This window comes from Pseudomonas sp. So3.2b (assembly GCF_019464415.1).
Classification (GTDB): Bacteria; Pseudomonadota; Gammaproteobacteria; order Pseudomonadales; family Pseudomonadaceae; genus Aquipseudomonas; species Aquipseudomonas shahriarae.
In genome coordinates, this window is the sequence record NZ_CP080494.1 from 3,966,736 (window position 1) to 3,984,895 (window position 18,160).

An 18,160-nucleotide genomic window follows, 5' to 3' on the forward strand; every position below is an offset into this window, starting at 1 on the left:
TCTCTCACTCCACCTTGGCCAGACGGGTCAGCCATTCGCGGCCCTTGAGCATGCCGTTCCAGTAGAACCACGGCAGCAGCGTCGCCTTCAAAAACCACGCCGAGCGCCGCGCCACCGTCGGGTCGAGGGGAAAGGTCGGCAGCAGCCGGCCGCCATAACCGAACTCGGCCAGCACCACCTTGCCCTTCTCCACCGTCAACGGGCAGGAGCCATAACCGTCGTACTTGAGCGGCAATGGCGCCTGTCTGCGCAGGGCCAGCAAGTTCTCGGCGACCACCACGATTTGCTTGCGCACCGCCGCTGCCGTCTTGGCATTGCTGGTGGAGCACACATCGCCCAGGGCGAAGATGTGCGGGTAACGCACCTGTTGCAGGCTATGGGGGTCGACCTCGCACCAGCCAGCGGCGTCGGCCAGTGGGCTGTGGCGGATAAAGTCCGGGGCCACTTGCGGCGGGACGACGTGCAGCATGTCGAAGGATTTTTCCTCGACGCTGATATTGCCTTCGGCGTCCTTGACCTCGAACCAGGCCTTGCGCGCCGGGCCATCGACCTTGATCAGGTTGGAGTTGAAGGCCAACTGCACGCCATATTTCTCGACATAGTTCATCAACGGCGGCACAAAGGTTGCCACGCCAAACAGCGCGGCGCCGGCCAGGTTGAATTCGACGTCGATGGTGTTCAGGTCACCTTGCTTGAGCCAATGATCGCAAGACAGGTACATGGCCTTTTGCGGCGCCCCTGCGCATTTGATCGGCATGGCCGGCTGGGTAAAGATCGCCTTGCCACCCTTGAGCTGCTGCACCAGTTGCCAGGTGTAGGGCGCGTGCTGGTAGCTGTAGTTGGACGTAACGCCGTTGTGGCCCAGGGTCTGCTCCAGGCCTTGGATTTTCTCCCAGGCCAGGCGCAGGCCGGGGCAGACGATGAGGTTATTCCAGGTCACACGCTGGCCGCTGTCGAGCACCAGGGCCTGCTCGTCGGGCAGCAACTGACTGACCGCCGCCTGCACCCAGGTCACGCCGTCGGGCAATACCCGGGCCATGGGGCGCATGGTCTTGCGGATGTCATGGGCGCCACCGCCCACCAGGGTCCAGGCGGGTTGGTAGTAATGTTCGGCGCTGGGTTCAATCAGGATGATATTGAGCTGCGGGTCGCGCTTGAGCAGGCTGGCCAGCAGGCCGATGCCTGCCGAGCCGCCGCCGATGACCACGATGTCGCCACTGATGGTCGGTCCCCAGTGTTGGTCGTTCATAGTCCTGGCCTTTCTTATTTCAACAATGCACACAAGGGTCGTTGCCGTATGGCGTCACGCCCAGCTTTTTATCACCGCCCCGCAGTACAGCCCGGAGAGGGTTTTCATCACTTGAATCACTTCGTGGCTGGCCAACCCGTAAAAGATGTACTTGCCTTCACGACGGGTCGCCACCAGCCCTTCGTCGCGCAGGATTCCCAGTTGCTGGGACAACGTCGGCTGGCGCACGCCGGTCATGGTTTCCAGCTCACCCACATTGCGCTCGCCCTGGGTCAACTGGCAGAGGATCAGTAGCCGGTCCTCATTGGCCAGGGCCTTGAGCAAGGTACAGGCCTTGGACGCAGACGCACGCAACTGGGCGACTTCACCTTCACTCAGACTGGATTCCATTTGCTTCGGTCCTTTCTCTCACTTAAGCTCAAAACATTATGTTTAAACATAAAGTGAATATCACGCCTTTTTTTAGCCATCAGGGACAACCGTCATGCCTGCGCTGATTCAACCCTTCCTGGACGAGGCCTCGTCGACCTGGACCTACATCGTCTATGAAGCGGACGGTGGACCCTGTGCCATTGTCGACTCGGTGCTCAACTACGACCCCGCGTCCGGACGCACCGACACGCGCCAGGCCGACCACGTCGTGGCGTTCGTCCAGGCCCATGGCTTGCAGGTGCAATGGCTGCTGGAAACCCACGCCCACGCCGACCACCTGTCCGCCGCGCCGTACCTGCGCCGTGTCTTGGGCGGCAAAATCGCCATTGGCCAGTCCATCAGCCAGGTGCAGGGCGTGTTCAAGAACCTGTTCAACCTGGAGCCGGCGTTTCGCGTTGACGGTTCGCAGTTCGACCATCTGTTCGCCCCCGACGAGGTGTTCCACATCGGCAACCTCCAGGCCCAGGCCCTGCACGTGCCCGGCCATACCCCGGCAGACATGGCCTACCTGATCGACGACCAGTTGATCCTGGTGGGCGACACCCTGTTCATGCCCGACGTGGGCACCGCCCGCTGTGACTTCCCTGGCGGCGATGCGCGCCAGTTGTATGCCTCGATGCGCAAGTTGCTGGCCTTCCCCGGCGACACCCGGCTGTACGTGTGCCATGACTATCCACCCGAGGGCCGCGAGGCCAAATGCCTGACCAGCGTGGCTGAACAGCGAGCGAGCAATATCCATGTGCATGACGGGGTGGATGAAGCGGCATTTGTGCAAATGCGCACCACCCGTGATGCCGGGCTGGGCATGCCGACGCTGTTGCTGCCGGCGATCCAGGTGAATGTACGAGCGGGGAATATGCCGCCGGCGGAAGACAATGGCGTGGTGTACCTGAAAATCCCGATCAACCAGCTGTGACACGGCACATCGGGCTCAACTGAAGTAAGAGCCCTTGGGCTTGGGCAAGCCTGACCAAAGCTCGTCGACATGCTTGAAGCCCCAGTCCTCGATGCTCTCGCGAGCGACAATCTTGTCGCGCTGCTCGGCCAGGTTCACCACCACCTGGATAATGGGCAAGCGGGAGCGCGCCGAAAAGAACACTTTGACCCGTGGCGTGAGCAACGACTTCTGGCTTTGCTCAATCACCACACCGATACGCCCGCTCTCCAGGCGCACCAAGGCGCCCACCGGGTAAATCCCCATGCACCGGACAAACGCCTGGAACACCCGCTCATCGAAATGGCCTTTCCACTCGGCCATTTTCTGAATGGCATCGGCCGGCCCCCAGCCTTGTTTATAAGGCCGCTCTGAGGTCACCGCATCGTACACATCACACACAGCGCCCATGTGTGCAAACAAGCTGATCTGATCCTGGAGCAGGCCGTGGGGATAACCCTCGCCGTTGCACTTTTCATGGTGATGCAAGCACACATCCAATACCAGGGCGCTGATATGCGGGCTGTTGCGCAACATGTTCACCCCCTCCTGGGGATGGCTGCGCACAATCTCGAACTCCGCCTCAGTCAGCTTGCCGGCCTTGCTTAAAATGCCCTCCGGGATGGCCATTTTCCCCACGTCATGGAACAACCCTGCCAGCCCTGCCTCCTGGACCAATGCCGGCGACAGCCCCAACTGCCTGGCCAACGCGATCATCAAGCCACTGACCGCGACCGAATGCATGTAGGTGTATTCATCGGCCCGCTTCAACCGGGCCAGGCTGATCAAGGCATGGGGGTGGCGCAAAATCGACTGGGAAATTTCATCCACCAGGCTAACCACGCGAGTAGGGTCGATCGCGCCCCCCATGCGCAAGTCACTGAACATTTCGACGACGGCACTCTTGGCCCGCGCGCACACCTTGACGGCACGCGCCACCTCGACCTTCATATCAACACGCGGGGGCACCGCAGATTGCGCCAGTGCAGCGACCGTTAAGGTAACAGCTGGCGAACGCGGCAGCTCGTCCGGCAGCACGTCGTCCCCCTTCTCGGTATCAATCCAGAGGCTCTGCACCTGTGACTGACGCAAACGCTGCAGGTCTTGCAGACGGGTCAGCAAAAAACTGTTTTTCCAAAAACCATGGTCAGTCCAGGCGCCGTTGAGCTTCTGGACGTACATACCCAACCTGACTTGCGAAGTAGGAATGCATTTCAACATAGGCATTACCTCACAGTTCAAGATCAAACAACCTGCCCGACTCGACTCAGTTCACCGAGAACCTCGAAACAATCTGTTTGAGATCAATCGCCAGCTTCGACAGTTCATTACTGGCGATCGAGGTTTGACTGGCGGCCGACGAGCTCTGGATAGACAGGTCACGAATGCTGATGAGGTTCTGGTCGACAGAGCGTGCGACATGGGCCTGCTCTTCCGACGCGGTGGCGATCAGCAGGTTTCGCTCGTTGATATCCTCGATCGCGTGGGTGATTTGAGTAATGGCCGCACCCGCTTCATGGGCGATTTTCAACGAATCCACGGCCTCAGTTCGGTTCAGCCCCATCGAGAGCACCGCCTCACTGGAACAGCTCTGGATCTTCGCGATCATCTGCTCGATTTCCTGGGTCGAGGTCTGCGTTCTATGGGCCAACGCCCTGACCTCGTCGGCCACCACCGCAAAGCCGCGCCCCTGCTCGCCGGCCCGGGCCGCTTCGATGGCCGCGTTCAGGGCCAGCAGGTTGGTTTGCTCGGCAATGGAGCGGATGACTTCCACCACCCTTGCAATGTCCTGGGCCTGTTTGGCCAGCCCCTCTACTTCGACCCCGGTTTGCTGGACGGTGGCGCTCAATTTTTCAATCGATGCGATGGTCTGGGTCACCCGCTCCTGGCCGACTTTTGCCGAGCGTTGGGAGTCCTGTGTCGACTGGGAGGCCGACACCGCATTACGCGCCACTTCTTCTACCGCGGCAGTCATCTCATTGACCGCCGTGGCGGCCTGATCGGTCTCCATACTTTGTCGTTCAATACCGGCACTGGACTCCTTGGTGATCGAACTCCTCTCTTCAGCAGCCGATGCCAGTTGTCCGGATGCTTCGGATATATGCTGCAAAGTACTTTTCAAACTCATCTGCATGGCTGCAGTGGACTGTTGCAGGTCGGTCAGTTCGTCCTTGCCGCTGATCTGGATGGCGACACGCAAGTCTCCTTGGGCAATCTTCGCCGTCGCGGCCAACAGTTCGCCAACCGGCGTGATGATACTTTTGGTGAACAGTCGGGCGACCACAATGGTCAACAGCACCGACGCCACCATCAGGATCAATGTGAACAATCGGGCAGCATCATATTCATGGGCCGCAGTGGCCACTGCGGCCTGCCCACCCGTTTCGTTGATAGCCAACAATTCCCCAATCATGGACTGCAGCTTAACGGCCAGAGGGCTGGTGTAATCTCTAAAAAACACACTCAAGTCAGCAGCCGAATGTGAACTGTCCATGGCCAGCAACTCATCAACTTTCAGGTTATAGGCCTGTATATCCCGTATGACTTGATCATATTTATTCTTTTCTTCGGGACTGGATACAAACGAAGCATACTCATTGCTTACTTTAACCAGCGCACTACTCGCCTCTTTAACAGCACCGACCGAAGTTAAACTTAGCCGATTAGCATCCAGTGCAAACCTGCGCAACTCCAAGCGAAGTTTCAATAACGTACTTTCCATCTTTCCAGCCTGACGAATGCTGGGTAGCCAGTTAGTTTCTATTTGCACAGTGGACGAATAGACTTTGTCAACTTTCACCAGGGTCATCGCGCCTTGTATTAAAAGCAACAGGCACACCACGCCAAAACACAGGGTGGTACGGGAGTTCAATCTTATGGATCTCATTGAGATGGCAATTCCCCGAGGCTTACTGGCTCAAGGACTTTTACAGCCTCGATGGCATCAGTGTGTGGAGCGTTCTGTGAAAAAAATGTAGGCCTATCGTTGTTTTATGGAGCCGACAAACAAAAAATCACGCAAACCACTACTTAGCTAACTACTCATATAAGTCAAGTAGACCTAGGAATACGCCGCAACGATAACAGACGAGCGGGCACCCTTTGAGCCTTAAATAGCCAGATGGACTAGTTTCTCATTCTCTATGACTCGCTCTTCCGACTAAGACATGAGCTTAGCAGATACCTTACTGCCCATAAGGACAAGCGTTTTTTATAATAATGGCTTGCTCACCAGACACTTCCAGATGATCGCTATCAGTCACATCGCCTCGTATGAATAGAAACAATTGCGTATTACCGACGTTACGAGAGGAAGATCTATACACCACATTCTGCTGCCTCCCCCACGGATACTCCAGGAACCCACATTCTATGGAGCATCTGAAACATGGACATCCGACGTAACCACCGCGACCTGACCGGGGAGCAGAAACGAGCCTTTGTCACCTCCATTCTGCGGCTCAAGAACGACGTTCCAAGTGTCCTGTGCCCCGGCCTGCAGAACCGCTATGACGATTTTGTGCAGGTCCATCGCAACTCTATGGGCGGGCCCAACCCACTGGTCCCCAACCCCCACCAAAGCCCGCTGTTCTATCCCTGGCACCGGATCCTGATTCGGCAGTTCGAACTGGCGCTCAAAGCCGCCGCAAATGATCCGTCTATCACCCTGCCCTATTGGGATTGGCAACTAGAGGGTCGCAGCAACCCCTTCACCGCCGATTTCATGGGGGGCAACGGCGACAACATGCAAAACCAACGTGTCACCACCGGCCCATTTTCCGTGTTCAACGGCGCATTCGAACTCAAGGTGTGGGACGACAATTCGGGTGATCAGGGTCTGCGTCGCGACCTGGGGGCAAATCCCGAGCAGCCCTTGCCAGGCCCCCTGGAAGTGATTTCAACGTTAGCGCGCACCCCGTACTGGCAAGTCCCCGTGGCTGAAGCCTCCGGAGGTTGGGAAAATGTCAGTGAAGACCGATTGCACAACAGGGTTCATGCCTGGATCGGCGGCGATATGACCACCGCCTCCTCTTCCAATGACCCGCTGTTTTTCCTGCACCATTGCCATCTGGACTTTCTATGGGAGCAGTGGCGCCAGCAGCATCCGATCAGCGAGCCGTTCCAGCCCAGGGCTGACGCCCCCAACGGCGTGCTGGACTCAAGCCTGGTGTTCAACCCGCCAAACGAACCGGCACCCTGGCCAGAGCGCTGGACCGTCAGGCAGACCCTGGACCTTGAGCAACTTGACTACCGTTATGAATAAGTCAGCTGCCTAGGTTCAAACCATTGGCCGGCAGCGGCAGCGCGGTCTTGTAGCGCACCTGCTTGAGTGCAAAGCTCGAGCGGATGTTCGCCACACCCGGCACCTTGGTCAGAAAATCCATCATAAAGCGCTCCAACGACTGGATGGTCGGCACCAGCACCCGGATCAGGTAGTCCGGGTCGCCGGCCATCAGGTAGCACTCCATCACCTCCGGCCGGTCGGAAATCGCCCCCTCGAATTGCTGCAGGGCTTCCTCGTTCTGCTTTTCCAGGCTGACGTGGATAAACACATTGACATGCAGCCCCAGCAAATCGGCGTCCAGCAGCGTGACCTGGTCACGGATCAAGCCCAATTCTTCCATCGCCTTGACCCGGTTGAAACACGGCGTGGGCGACAGGTTGACCGAACGTGCGAGGTCGGCGTTGGTGATGCGGGCATTCTCCTGAAGGCTGTTGAGAATCCCGATATCAATACGGTCCAGCTTGCGCATGAGACAAAACCACCTGTTTATTATGTTTATGCAGATTTTTTATCCTCAAATGATCTCAGGCGCAACCAAACAGAGATAAATATTCTCCACGCCCCGGCCTATGATTGTTGTAGGACAAGATTTCTCCTACCCGGGGACTGACTGTCAGCTAAGCGCGCCCACTACAAGAAATTCACAAGATCGAGCGTAGAAAGCCATGACCCAGCAATACGAACCGCTGCGCCTGCACGTTCCCGAGCCTTCTGGCCGTCCAGGTTGCAAGACCGACTTTACCTACCTGCATCTGACCGATGCGGGTACGGTGCGCAAACCCGCAATTGACGTAGAAGCCGCCGACACCGCCGACCTGGCCAAGGGCCTGATCCGCGTGCTCGACGACCAGGGCCAGGCCCTGGGCCCATGGGCCGAAGGTGTCCCGGTAGACATTTTGCGCCGCGGCATGCGTGCCATGCTCAAGACGCGGATCTTCGACAACCGCATGGTGGTCGCCCAGCGTCAGAAAAAGATGTCGTTCTATATGCAAAGCCTTGGCGAAGAAGCCATCGGCAGCGCCCAGGCCCTGGCCTTGAACATCGACGACATGTGCTTCCCCACCTACCGCCAGCAAAGCATCCTGATGGCCCGTGAAGTGCCGCTGGTAGACCTGATCTGCCAACTGCTGTCCAACGAGCGCGATCCGCTCAAGGGCCGCCAGTTGCCGATCATGTACTCGGTAAAAGACTTCGGTTTCTTCTCCATTTCCGGCAACCTCGCCACCCAGTTCGTACAGGGCGTGGGCTGGGGCATGGCCTCGGCGATCAAGGGCGATACCAAGATTGCCTCGGCATGGATCGGCGATGGTGCCACCGCCGAATCGGACTTCCACACCGCCCTGACCTTCGCCCACGTGTACCGCGCGCCGGTGATTCTCAACGTGGTCAACAACCAGTGGGCGATCTCCACCTTCCAGGCCATCGCCGGTGGTGAAGCCACCACCTTCGCCGGACGCGGCGTGGGTTGTGGCATCGCCTCCCTGCGGGTGGACGGCAACGACTTTATCGCGGTGTACGCCGCCTCTGCCTGGGCCGCCGAACGCGCACGCCGCAACCTCGGCCCGACCCTGATCGAATGGGTCACCTACCGCGCCGGCCCGCACTCCACCTCCGATGACCCCTCCAAGTACCGGCCTGCCGACGACTGGAGCCACTTCCCGCTGGGCGACCCGATTGCCCGCCTCAAGCAGCACCTGATCAAGATTGGCCAGTGGTCCGAAGAGGAACACGCCACGGTCAGTGCGCAGCTGGAGGCCGAAGTGCTCAGCGCGCAGAAAGAAGCCGAACAGTACGGCACCCTGGCCGGTGGCCAGATTCCAAGCGCCGCGAGCATGTTCGAAGACGTTTATAAAGAGATGCCGGAGCACTTGAAGCGCCAGCGTCAAGAGTTGGGGATCTGACATGAACGATCACAACAATAAAATCGAGCTGGAAACCGCCATGACCACGACCACCATGACCATGATCCAGGCCCTGCGCTCGGCCATGGATGTGATGCTTGAGCGCGACGACAATGTGGTGGTATTCGGCCAGGACGTCGGTTACTTCGGCGGCGTGTTCCGTTGCACCGAAGGCTTGCAGAGCAAGTACGGCACCTCGCGGGTGTTTGATGCGCCGATCTCCGAAAGCGGCATCATCGGCGTGGCCGTGGGCATGGGTGCCTATGGCCTGCGCCCGGTGGCCGAGATTCAGTTCGCCGACTACGTGTACCCGGCCACCGACCAGATCATCTCGGAAGCGGCGCGCCTGCGTTATCGCTCGGCCGGCCAGTTCACTGCACCGCTGACCATGCGCATGCCCTGCGGCGGCGGCATCTACGGCGGCCAGACCCACAGCCAGAGTATCGAAGCGGTGTTCACCCAGGTCTGCGGCCTGCGCACGGTGATGCCGTCCAACCCCTATGACGCCAAGGGCCTGCTGATCGCCTCCATCGAAAACGATGACCCGGTGATCTTCCTCGAGCCCAAGCGCCTGTACAACGGCCCGTTCGACGGCCACCACGACCGCCCGGTGACCCCGTGGTCCAAACACCCGCAAGCCCAGGTGCCGGACGGCTACTACACGGTGCCGCTGGATGTGGCTGCCATCGTGCGTCCAGGCTCGGCCGTCACGGTGCTGACTTACGGCACCACCGTGTACGTGTCGCAAGTGGCCGCCGAAGAAACCGGCATCGACGCCGAAGTCATCGACCTGCGCAGCCTGTGGCCGCTGGACCTGGAAACCATCGTCAAGTCGGTGAAAAAGACCGGCCGTTGCGTGGTGGTGCATGAAGCCACCCGGACCTGCGGTTTTGGTGCCGAGCTGGTGTCGTTGGTGCAAGAACACTGCTTCCACTACCTGGAAGCGCCTATCGAGCGTGTGACCGGTTGGGACACCCCCTACCCCCACGCGCAAGAATGGGCGTATTTCCCTGGCCCGACCCGTGTGGGCGCGGCTTTGCAACGGGTCATGGAGGTCTGAATGGGCACGCACGTTATCAAGATGCCGGACATTGGCGAAGGCATCGCAGAAGTTGAGTTGTCGGTATGGCACGTCAAGGTTGGCGATATGGTCGTGGAAGACCAGGTGCTGGCGGATGTGATGACCGACAAGGCGATGGTGGATATTCCCTCGCCGGTCCATGGCAAGGTGATATCACTGGGCGGCGAGCCGGGTGAAGTCATGGCCGTGGGCAGTATCCTGATCAGCATTGAAGTCGAAGGCGCGGGCAATACCCGGGAGTCGGCGTTGTCGGCGGTGGTTGAAGAAGCCGCGCCGGCCCCAAAAGCCGAAATCAAGGCTCCTGCGGTTGAAAGCAAACCGGCCGCCAAGCCGGTGGTGGCCGCCCAGGCCCCGGTGGCCCGCGACGCCAATGAGCGCCCGCTGGCCTCGCCCGCCGTGCGCAAGCATGCGCTGGACGCCGGGATCCAGCTACGCCTGGTCCAGGGCTCGGGCCCGGCCGGGCGTATTCTGCATGAAGACCTCGACGCCTATCTGCAACAGGGCAGCACCCGCGCCTCGGCCGGCGCCAACCCGTATGCCGAGCGTAACGAGGAAGAGCAGATTCCGGTGATCGGCATGCGCCGCAAGATCGCCCAGCGCATGCAGGACGCCACGCGCCGCGCCGCACATTTCAGCTACGTCGAAGAGATCGACGTGACGGCCCTCGACGACTTGCGCGTACACCTCAATGAAAAACACGGCGCCAGCCGCGGCAAGCTGACGTTGCTGCCATTCCTGGTGCGCGCGATGGTTGTGGCCTTGCGCGATTTCCCGCAGATCAACGCGCGTTATGACGACGAAGCCCAAGTCATCACCCGCCTTGGCGCGGTGCATGTGGGCGTCGCCACCCAGAGCGATGTCGGCCTGATGGTGCCCGTGGTGCGTCACGCCGAGGCGCGCAGCCTGTGGGGCACCGCCGAAGAAATCACCCGCCTGGCCAACGCCGCGCGCAATGGCAAGGCCAGCCGTGACGAACTGTCGGGCTCGACCATCACCCTGACCAGCCTCGGCGCGTTGGGCGGAATTGTCAGCACCCCAGTGCTGAACCTGCCGGAAGTGGCGATTGTCGGCGTCAACCGCATCGTCGAGCGACCAATGGTGATCAAGGGGCAGATCGTGATCCGCAAGATGATGAACCTCTCCAGCTCCTTCGATCACCGGGTGGTCGATGGCATGGACGCGGCGCAATTCATCCAGGCCATCCGTGGCCTGCTCGAACAACCCGCCAGCCTGTTCCTGGAGTAAGGGCATGACTCAGACTTTGCATACCACGCTGCTGATTATCGGCGGCGGCCCGGGCGGCTATGTGGCGGCGATTCGCGCCGGCCAACTGGGCATCCCGACCATTCTGGTAGAAGGCCAGGCGTTGGGCGGTACCTGCCTGAATATCGGCTGCATTCCGTCCAAGGCCCTGATCCACGTTGCCGAGCAGTTCCAGCAAACCGTGCACCACAGCCAGGGTTCGGCCCTGGGCATCGAAGTGGATGTGCCGACCCTGGATATCCGCAAGAGCGTCGAGTGGAAGGACGGCATTGTCGACCGCCTGACCACCGGGGTTGCCGCGCTGCTGAAAAAGCACAAAGTGCAGGTGATCCACGGCTGGGCCAAGATCGTCGACGGCAAGACCGTGGACGTGGATGGCCAACGCATCCAGTGCGAGCACCTGCTGCTGGCCACCGGTTCGAAAAGCGTCAACCTGCCGATGCTGCCGATTGGCGGGCCGATCATTTCGTCCACCGAAGCCTTGGCGCCGAGCCGTGTGCCAAAACGCTTGATCGTGGTGGGTGGCGGTTATATCGGCCTGGAACTGGGGATTGCCTATCGCAAACTCGGGGCCGAGGTCAGCGTGGTCGAAGCCCAGGACCGCATCCTGCCGGCCTACGACGCCGAGCTGACGCAGCCGGTCGCCGAATCCCTCAAGCAGTTGGGGGTCAAGCTGTACCTCAAGCACAGCGTGACGGGTTTTGAAGGTGGCAGCCTGCAAGTGCGCGATCCGAATGGCGAGACCCTGGCCCTCGGCACCGACCAGGTGCTGGTTGCCGTCGGTCGCAAACCCAACACCCAGGGCTGGAACCTGGAAGCCTTGAACCTGACGATGAACGGCGCGGCAATCCAGATCGACAGTCGTTGCCAGACCAGCATGCGCAATGTGTGGGCCATCGGCGACCTGAGCGGCGAACCGATGCTGGCGCACCGGGCCATGGCCCAGGGCGAAATGGTCGCGGAGCTGATCAGCGGTAAATCCCGCGAGTTCAACCCGGCGGCGATCCCGGCGGTGTGCTTTACCGACCCGGAACTGGTGGTGGTCGGCAACACCCCGGACGAAGCCAAGGCTGCGGGCCTGGACTGCATTGTCTCGAGCTTCCCGTTTGCGGCCAATGGCCGGGCCATGACCCTGGAGTCCAAGACCGGCTTCGTGCGGGTGGTGGCACGCCGCGACAATCACCTGATTGTTGGCTGGCAGGCGGTGGGGGTTGGCGTGTCCGAACTGTCCACGGCCTTTGGCCTGAGCCTGGAAATGGGCGCGCGCCTGGAGGATGTGGCAGGCACCATTCATGCCCACCCGACCCTCGGTGAAGCCGTGCAGGAAGCGGCGCTGCGGGCGCTGGGGCATGCCCTGCACCTCTGACCCACTGTGGCAGCGGGCTTGCCCGCGATAGCAATGTGTCAGTGTCAGAGGCGTTAACTGACCCACCGCTATCGTGAGCAAGCCCGCTCCCACACAGGCCAAGAATGAAGTATTGTTGCGCCCATCCAGAAATAAACCAAAAGCCTGCCTTCGACCAGGCGGTTGAAAAGAGATAGAGGGTGTCATGGGTAACGAAAGCATCAATTGGGACAAATTGGGTTTTGACTACATCAAGACCGACAAGCGTTTTCTCCAGACCTGGAAAGACGGCGCCTGGCAAGAAGGCACCCTGACCGAAGACAACGTGCTGCACATCAGCGAGGGCTCCACCGCCCTGCACTATGGCCAGCAGTGCTTTGAGGGCCTGAAGGCCTATCGCTGCAAGGACGGTTCGATCAACCTGTTCCGCCCGGACCAGAACGCCGCCCGCATGCAACGCAGCTGCGCCCGCCTGCTGATGCCGCAGGTGCCGACCGAAGCCTTCATCGAGGCGTGCAAGGCAGTGGTCCGCGCCAACGAGCGGTTCATCCCGCCGTACGGCACTGGCGGCGCGCTGTACCTGCGCCCGTTCGTGATCGGCACCGGTGACAACATCGGCGTGCGTACCGCGCCCGAGTTCATCTTCTCGATCTTCTGCATCCCGGTCGGCGCCTACTTCAAGGGCGGCCTGACCCCGCACAACTTCCTGATCTCCGGCTACGACCGCGCCGCGCCGAACGGCACCGGCGCCGCCAAGGTCGGTGGCAACTACGCAGCCAGCCTGATGCCCGGCTCCCTGGCGAAAAAAGCCAACTTTGCCGACTGCATCTACCTGGACCCGGCCACCCACTCGAAAATCGAAGAAGTCGGTTCGGCCAACTTCTTCGGGATCACCCACGACAACAAGTTCGTCACCCCGAACTCGCCGTCGGTGCTGCCAGGCATCACCCGCCTGTCGCTGATCGAACTGGCCAAGACCCGCCTGGGCCTGGACGTGGTCGAAGGCGACGTGCTGATCGACAAGCTGGCAGACTTCAAGGAAGCCGGCGCCTGCGGTACGGCGGCAGTGATCACGCCTATCGGCGGGATCGAGTACAAAGACAAGCTGCACGTGTTCTACAGCGAAAAAGAAGTCGGCCCAGTGACCCAGAAGCTCTACAAAGAGCTGACCGGTGTGCAGTCCGGCGACGTTGAAGCGCCAGCTGGCTGGATCGTCAAGGTCTAAGCCGACCCTGATTGTAGGCGCTGGCTTGTGTGGGAGCTGGCTTGCCTGCGATAGCGGACTGTCAGTCAACGCATTGGTGACTGACATATCGCTATCGCAGGCAAGCCAGCTCCCACATTTGTTTTGCGGTGGTTTCAGGATTTGGGCAGGTTCTGCGCAATCTTCTTGCCCATGCTGATCCTCGGCTCCACGCCATACCCCAGCGCCTCGTAGAACCCCACCACTGTCTCGTTGCCCAGATTGATCTGCAGGTTGATCTTCAGGCAGCCCAGGGCGATCAACGCCTGTTCCCCATGGCGCACCAACGACGCGCCCAGGCCTTGCCGGCGATAGTCCGGATGCACGGCCACCGAATACAACCAACCCCGATGCCCGTCGTAACCTGCCATCAAGGTGCCGATCACGGCCTTGCCGTGGGTGGCGACAAAGAACAGCCCGTCCTCCACCGCAAGCTTTCTATCAATCGCCAGTTCCGGCCGGTTATGTGGTGTGTCATAACCAAACGCCGTCTGCCATAACGCCGCGACCTGGGCCCGATGCAAACGGTCGCGATACACGCCGATGGGGTGGCGAGACGATAATACTTTCTCCATCACCAGGGTGCGCTCGTTGCCGTGGTACACATCCCGCACGGTCTGGAACCCCAGCTTGGTATAAAACGGCTCGGCGGTGAGGGACGACGGTACGCTCAATACCGTGACCCCAGCCTCACGGGCCCGCTGTTCGATATCGGCCATCAGTTGGCGGCCGATGCCCTGCCCTTGCAGCACCGGGTTGACGAACACCGAACGCACCACATTGGCGTCCAAGGCGGCGGTCGCGACGATTTCTTGATCCTGGAGTGCAACCAGCACGGTACGCCGCGTGAGCAATTGCAGCACCGCCTCCGGCGTGAAGTTGCTCGCCACCCGCGCAATCACATCCGCCGGGTAGTCACGGGCGTTGCTGCTGCGCAGGGCCGCCAGGATGACCTGGCTGATGCCTTCGGCATCGGTGGGTTGGGCGAGGCGGACGGCGGTAGACATGACTCCTCCTGACGGGTGACGTAATGACAGCCACCACAATACCCATGTGTGGGCTTGTGTGGGAGCCGGGCTTGCCCGCGATGCAGGCACCTTGGTGTGTCCGCTACACCGCGATGATGCTATCGCAGGCAAGCCAGCTCCCACACAAGTCGGCTCCTACAGGTTTGAGCGCCCCCTGACAGCCGATTCGGCTGCCATACCCCTCTTTTCAGCTTTCCCGGCTGGGCTGCTCCCCTGTTTCAGCCGGGATTCTGCGGCCAGAGCGCACAAAATAGCCTCAATGCCCAACCCCATGGACTCGTGCCCCCATGCAAACCACCAATACCGTCCTGATGATTCGCCCGGCGCACTTTGCCTTTAACCCGGACACCGCGATCAACAACCGCTTCCAGCGCGCGCCCGTCGATCCGGTGGCCGCACAGCAAAAAGCGCTGGAGGAGTTCGACGGTTATGTCGACACCCTGCGCCAGCATGGTGTGGAAGTGTTGGTGGTGCAGGACACACCCGCGCCCCATACCCCGGATTCGATCTTCCCCAATAACTGGTGGAGCAGTCATGCCGACGGCAGCCTGGTGCTGTACCCGATGGAGGGCCAGAACCGCCGCCTGGAGCGCGATAAAGGCGTGCTGCAAGTACTGGAGCAGCGCTTCGCAATCAAAGACACCATCGACTTCAGCCACCTGGAACAACAGAACATGTTCCTCGAAGGCACTGGCAGCATGGTCCTCGACCGCCAGCACCGCATCAGCTACGCCTGCCACTCCGGGCGCACCCATCACGATGCCCTGCGCCAGTTTGCCGAGCGCCTGGACTATCAGGTCTGCGCCTTCCACGCCGTCGACCGCCATCACGCACCGATCTACCACAGCAACGTGATGATGAGCGTCGGCCGCGACCTGTCGGTGGTGTGCCTGGACGCGCTGCCCGAGACCCACGAACGCCAGGGCCTGGAACGCTCCCTGCGCGACACCGGCAAAGACATCCTGGCCCTGGACTTCGACCAACTGGAAGCCTTCGCCGGCAACATGCTGGAACTCCACGACCGCGACGGCCAGCCGCTGCTGGTGATGTCGGCCAGCGCCTGGCGCTCGCTCAAGCCGGCGCAGCGCCTGCATGTGGAACGCCACACCCACCCAGTCGTGGTGAATATCGACAACATCGAACGCATCGGCGGCGGCAGTGCCCGCTGCATGTTGGCCGAAGTGCATCTTCCGGCCCGCGCCTCATTCCAATAAGGAGTTTTTCCATGACCCGTTATATCGACGTCAACGACCTCAGCTACCTGGTATCGCAAAAAGGCCTGCAAACCTGCATCACCGAGATGGCCGAGTACATCCGCGCCGACTACCTGCGCTGGAATGACTTCGAAAAATGCGCGCGCCTGGCCAACCACTCGCCCGAGGGCGTGATCGAACTGATGCCGGTCTCGGATGCTTCGCTGTATGCCTTCAAATACGTCAACGGCCACCCGAAAAATACCCAGAGCGGCATGCTCACGGTCATGGCATTCGGCGCCCTGGGGGATGTGGATACGGGCAAACCGGTGCTGCTCAGCGAGATGACCCTGACCACGGCGATCCGCACTGCCGCCACTTCGGCCCTGGTTGCGCGCTACCTGGCACGGGACAACAGCCGCAGCATGGCGCTGATCGGCAATGGCTCGCAAAGTGAGTTTCAGGCCCTGGCGTTCCACACCTTGCTGGGCATCAATGAGATCCGCCTGTTCGATATAGATACCCAGGCCATGCACAAGCTGGCGAACAACCTCAAGGCCTTCCCGGCGATCAAGCTGACCCTCGCGGGTAGCGTTGCCGAAGCGGTAAAAGGCGCCGATATCGTCACCACCGTCACCGCCGACAAGGCCTACGCCACCATCCTTACCGACGACATGATCGAGCCCGGCATGCACCTCAATGCCGTGGGCGGCGACTGCCCCGGCAAGACCGAGCTGGACCGGCGCATCGTCGAGCGCGCGCGGGTGATCGTCGAGTACGAACCACAAAGCCGTATCGAAGGCGAAATCCAGCATATGCCCGAGGATTCGCCGGTCACCGAGCTGTGGCAAGTGATCAACGGCCAGAAGCCGGGCCGGGAAAATGCGCGCCAGGTCACCCTGTTTGACTCGGTAGGTTTTGCCCTCGAAGACTATTCGGCCCTGCGTTATGTACTGGATGTGGCCAAGGCCCTGGACGTGGGCAGCGAGCTGGAGCTGGTACCGGACCTGGCCGACCCCAAGGACCTGTTCGCCCGCCTGGCCCAGCGACCAACCGCACAGCATAAAAAGCGCGCCTGAAACCGCTCTGGCCTGCCGCTTTGCGCAAGCGGCGGGCCCTAAACCGCGGTTTGAAAAGCCGATATACAGGGTGCCGCAGCCGATTCTGCTGCAATCCGCGTTTTAACAGCGCATTCCGCATGCGAAGGACTAGGTAAACGACACAAAAAACGCACCATCATGAAGCATTCTGAGCGCGACCAAAGAGTCAGCAAATGAATGCATGCCGCACCCTTTCTACTGCCCTGACATCAATTACAAAATATAGGGAAAACACCATGACTCCGCTCCGATCACTCGTCGCCGCGCTGCTCCTGCCTTTGTGCGCCACCGCCGTCCAGGCCCAGGAATGGAAAGAAATCCGTTTCGGCGTGTTCCCCGAGTACCCACCCTTTGAATCCGTGGCCGCCGACGGCAGCCTGCAAGGTTTCGACATTGAGCTGGGCAACGCTATCTGCGCCAAGCTTGAAGTCAAGTGCACCTGGGTCCACAACGAGTTCGACGGCATGATCCCGGCGCTGCGTGCGCGCAAGTTCGACGCCATCATGTCCTCCATGGCCGTGACCCCGGCCCGGCAAAAACAGATCGACTTCAGCGACCGCCTGTTCCTCAGCCCCACCTCGGTGATCACCCGCAAGGGCGCCGGTTTCGGCGATACGCCGGAATCCCTCAAGGGCAAACAGGTCGGCGTGCTCCAGGGCTCGCTGCAGGAAGCCTATGCCCGCGCCCACCTGGCCAAGCTCGGCGCCCAGGTCAAGGCATACCAGTCCCAGGACCAGAACTACGCCGACCTGCAAAACGGCCGCCTCGACGCGACGCTGACCGACAAGCTCGAAGCCCAGCTCAACTTCCTGTCCAAGCCTGAAGGCGCCGACTACCAATCCGGCCCGGCCTTCAAGGACCCGACCTTGCCGCTGGACATTGCCATGGGCCTGCGCAAGAACGACCAGGAACTGCTGGCGCTGATCAACAAGGGCATCGCAGCCATCCAGGCCGATGGCACTTACGCGCTGATCCAGAAGAAGTACTTCGGTGACGAAGATATCTATCACGAGTAATCCCCCGCCCTATCCCCTGTAGGAGCCGGCTTGCCAGCGCTGGCGGTGCGATAAACACCGCCATTTGCGGCAGGTTCCTACCGGTTCTAT

The 18,160-nt window shown here is 60.6% G+C and carries 16 protein-coding genes; 10 read left to right on the top strand and 6 right to left on the bottom strand.

The window, feature by feature from the left end; translation table 11 throughout:
* Positions 1-4: 4 nt before the first annotated feature.
* Both K1X80_RS17705 and K1X80_RS17710 read right to left on the bottom strand, forming a co-directional pair.
* The gene (locus tag K1X80_RS17705; RefSeq protein WP_128593639.1) at positions 5-1,249 is read right to left on the bottom strand and encodes an FAD/NAD(P)-binding oxidoreductase; all 1,245 of its coding nucleotides are present in this window, start codon (positions 1,247-1,249) and stop codon (positions 5-7) included.
* Between the two features lie 54 nt (positions 1,250-1,303).
* Entirely contained in the window at positions 1,304-1,639 is a 336-nt protein-coding gene (locus tag K1X80_RS17710; RefSeq protein ID WP_032860171.1) for a helix-turn-helix transcriptional regulator, read from the bottom strand.
* Positions 1,640-1,733: 94 nt separating this feature from the next.
* On the opposite strand from K1X80_RS17710, the gene K1X80_RS17715 reads away from it, so the two are divergent.
* A complete protein-coding gene (locus K1X80_RS17715; RefSeq protein WP_120733528.1) occupies positions 1,734-2,597 on the top strand; it encodes an MBL fold metallo-hydrolase in 864 nt (287 codons plus the stop codon).
* A 15-nt stretch (positions 2,598-2,612) separates the two neighbouring features.
* Here the strand turns inward: K1X80_RS17715 and K1X80_RS17720 are convergent, their stop codons facing one another.
* Complete coding sequence (locus tag K1X80_RS17720) at positions 2,613-3,836, bottom strand: HD-GYP domain-containing protein (protein WP_220172969.1); 1,224 nt, start codon at positions 3,834-3,836, stop codon at positions 2,613-2,615.
* 46 nt (positions 3,837-3,882) lie between these two features.
* Positions 3,883-5,502, bottom strand: a complete 1,620-nt coding sequence (locus K1X80_RS17725) for a methyl-accepting chemotaxis protein (protein ID WP_057960086.1) — start codon at positions 5,500-5,502, stop codon at positions 3,883-3,885.
* A 501-nt stretch (positions 5,503-6,003) separates the two neighbouring features.
* Here K1X80_RS17725 and K1X80_RS17730 point away from each other — a divergent pair.
* Positions 6,004-6,879: a tyrosinase family protein gene (locus tag K1X80_RS17730; RefSeq protein WP_220172381.1), complete on the top strand. Its 876-nt coding sequence runs from the start codon at positions 6,004-6,006 to the stop codon at positions 6,877-6,879.
* A gap of 1 nt (position 6,880) precedes the next feature.
* On the opposite strand, the gene bkdR is transcribed toward K1X80_RS17730, so the two are convergent.
* The gene (gene bkdR, locus K1X80_RS17735) at positions 6,881-7,369 is read right to left on the bottom strand and encodes a Bkd operon transcriptional regulator BkdR (RefSeq protein WP_057439415.1); all 489 of its coding nucleotides are present in this window, start codon (positions 7,367-7,369) and stop codon (positions 6,881-6,883) included.
* A gap of 196 nt (positions 7,370-7,565) precedes the next feature.
* Here bkdR and K1X80_RS17740 point away from each other — a divergent pair, with 196 nt between their 5' ends.
* The 5 genes from K1X80_RS17740 (at position 7,566) to K1X80_RS17760 (ending at position 13,715) form a co-directional block, all read left to right on the top strand.
* Complete coding sequence (locus K1X80_RS17740; protein ID WP_057439416.1) at positions 7,566-8,801, top strand: 3-methyl-2-oxobutanoate dehydrogenase (2-methylpropanoyl-transferring) subunit alpha; 1,236 nt, start codon at positions 7,566-7,568, stop codon at positions 8,799-8,801.
* Between the two features lies 1 nt (position 8,802).
* Positions 8,803-9,861: an alpha-ketoacid dehydrogenase subunit beta gene (locus K1X80_RS17745; protein WP_057439417.1), complete on the top strand. Its 1,059-nt coding sequence runs from the start codon at positions 8,803-8,805 to the stop codon at positions 9,859-9,861.
* Positions 9,862-11,127: a dihydrolipoamide acetyltransferase family protein gene (locus tag K1X80_RS17750; protein WP_198799388.1), complete on the top strand. Its 1,266-nt coding sequence runs from the start codon at positions 9,862-9,864 to the stop codon at positions 11,125-11,127.
* Between the two features lie 4 nt (positions 11,128-11,131).
* Positions 11,132-12,511, top strand: coding sequence for a dihydrolipoyl dehydrogenase (lpdA, locus tag K1X80_RS17755; protein WP_169990466.1), 1,380 nt, complete (start codon positions 11,132-11,134; stop codon positions 12,509-12,511).
* Positions 12,512-12,695: 184 nt separating this feature from the next.
* The gene (locus K1X80_RS17760) at positions 12,696-13,715 is read left to right on the top strand and encodes a branched-chain amino acid aminotransferase (RefSeq protein WP_057439419.1); all 1,020 of its coding nucleotides are present in this window, start codon (positions 12,696-12,698) and stop codon (positions 13,713-13,715) included.
* Between the two features lie 134 nt (positions 13,716-13,849).
* Here K1X80_RS17760 and K1X80_RS17765 read toward each other — a convergent pair whose 3' ends face one another.
* Positions 13,850-14,740: a GNAT family acetyltransferase gene (locus K1X80_RS17765; protein WP_220172382.1), complete on the bottom strand. Its 891-nt coding sequence runs from the start codon at positions 14,738-14,740 to the stop codon at positions 13,850-13,852.
* 308 nt (positions 14,741-15,048) lie between these two features.
* Here K1X80_RS17765 and ctlX point away from each other — a divergent pair, with 308 nt between their 5' ends.
* The 3 genes from ctlX (at position 15,049) to K1X80_RS17780 (ending at position 18,070) form a co-directional block, all read left to right on the top strand.
* A complete protein-coding gene (gene ctlX, locus K1X80_RS17770; protein WP_220172383.1) occupies positions 15,049-15,975 on the top strand; it encodes a citrulline utilization hydrolase CtlX in 927 nt (308 codons plus the stop codon).
* Positions 15,976-15,986: 11 nt separating this feature from the next.
* Entirely contained in the window at positions 15,987-17,033 is a 1,047-nt protein-coding gene (locus K1X80_RS17775; RefSeq protein WP_057960091.1) for an ornithine cyclodeaminase, read from the top strand.
* 257 nt (positions 17,034-17,290) lie between these two features.
* Complete coding sequence (locus tag K1X80_RS17780) at positions 17,291-18,070, top strand: ABC transporter substrate-binding protein (protein ID WP_057439422.1); 780 nt, start codon at positions 17,291-17,293, stop codon at positions 18,068-18,070.
* Positions 18,071-18,160: the final 90 nt, after the last annotated feature.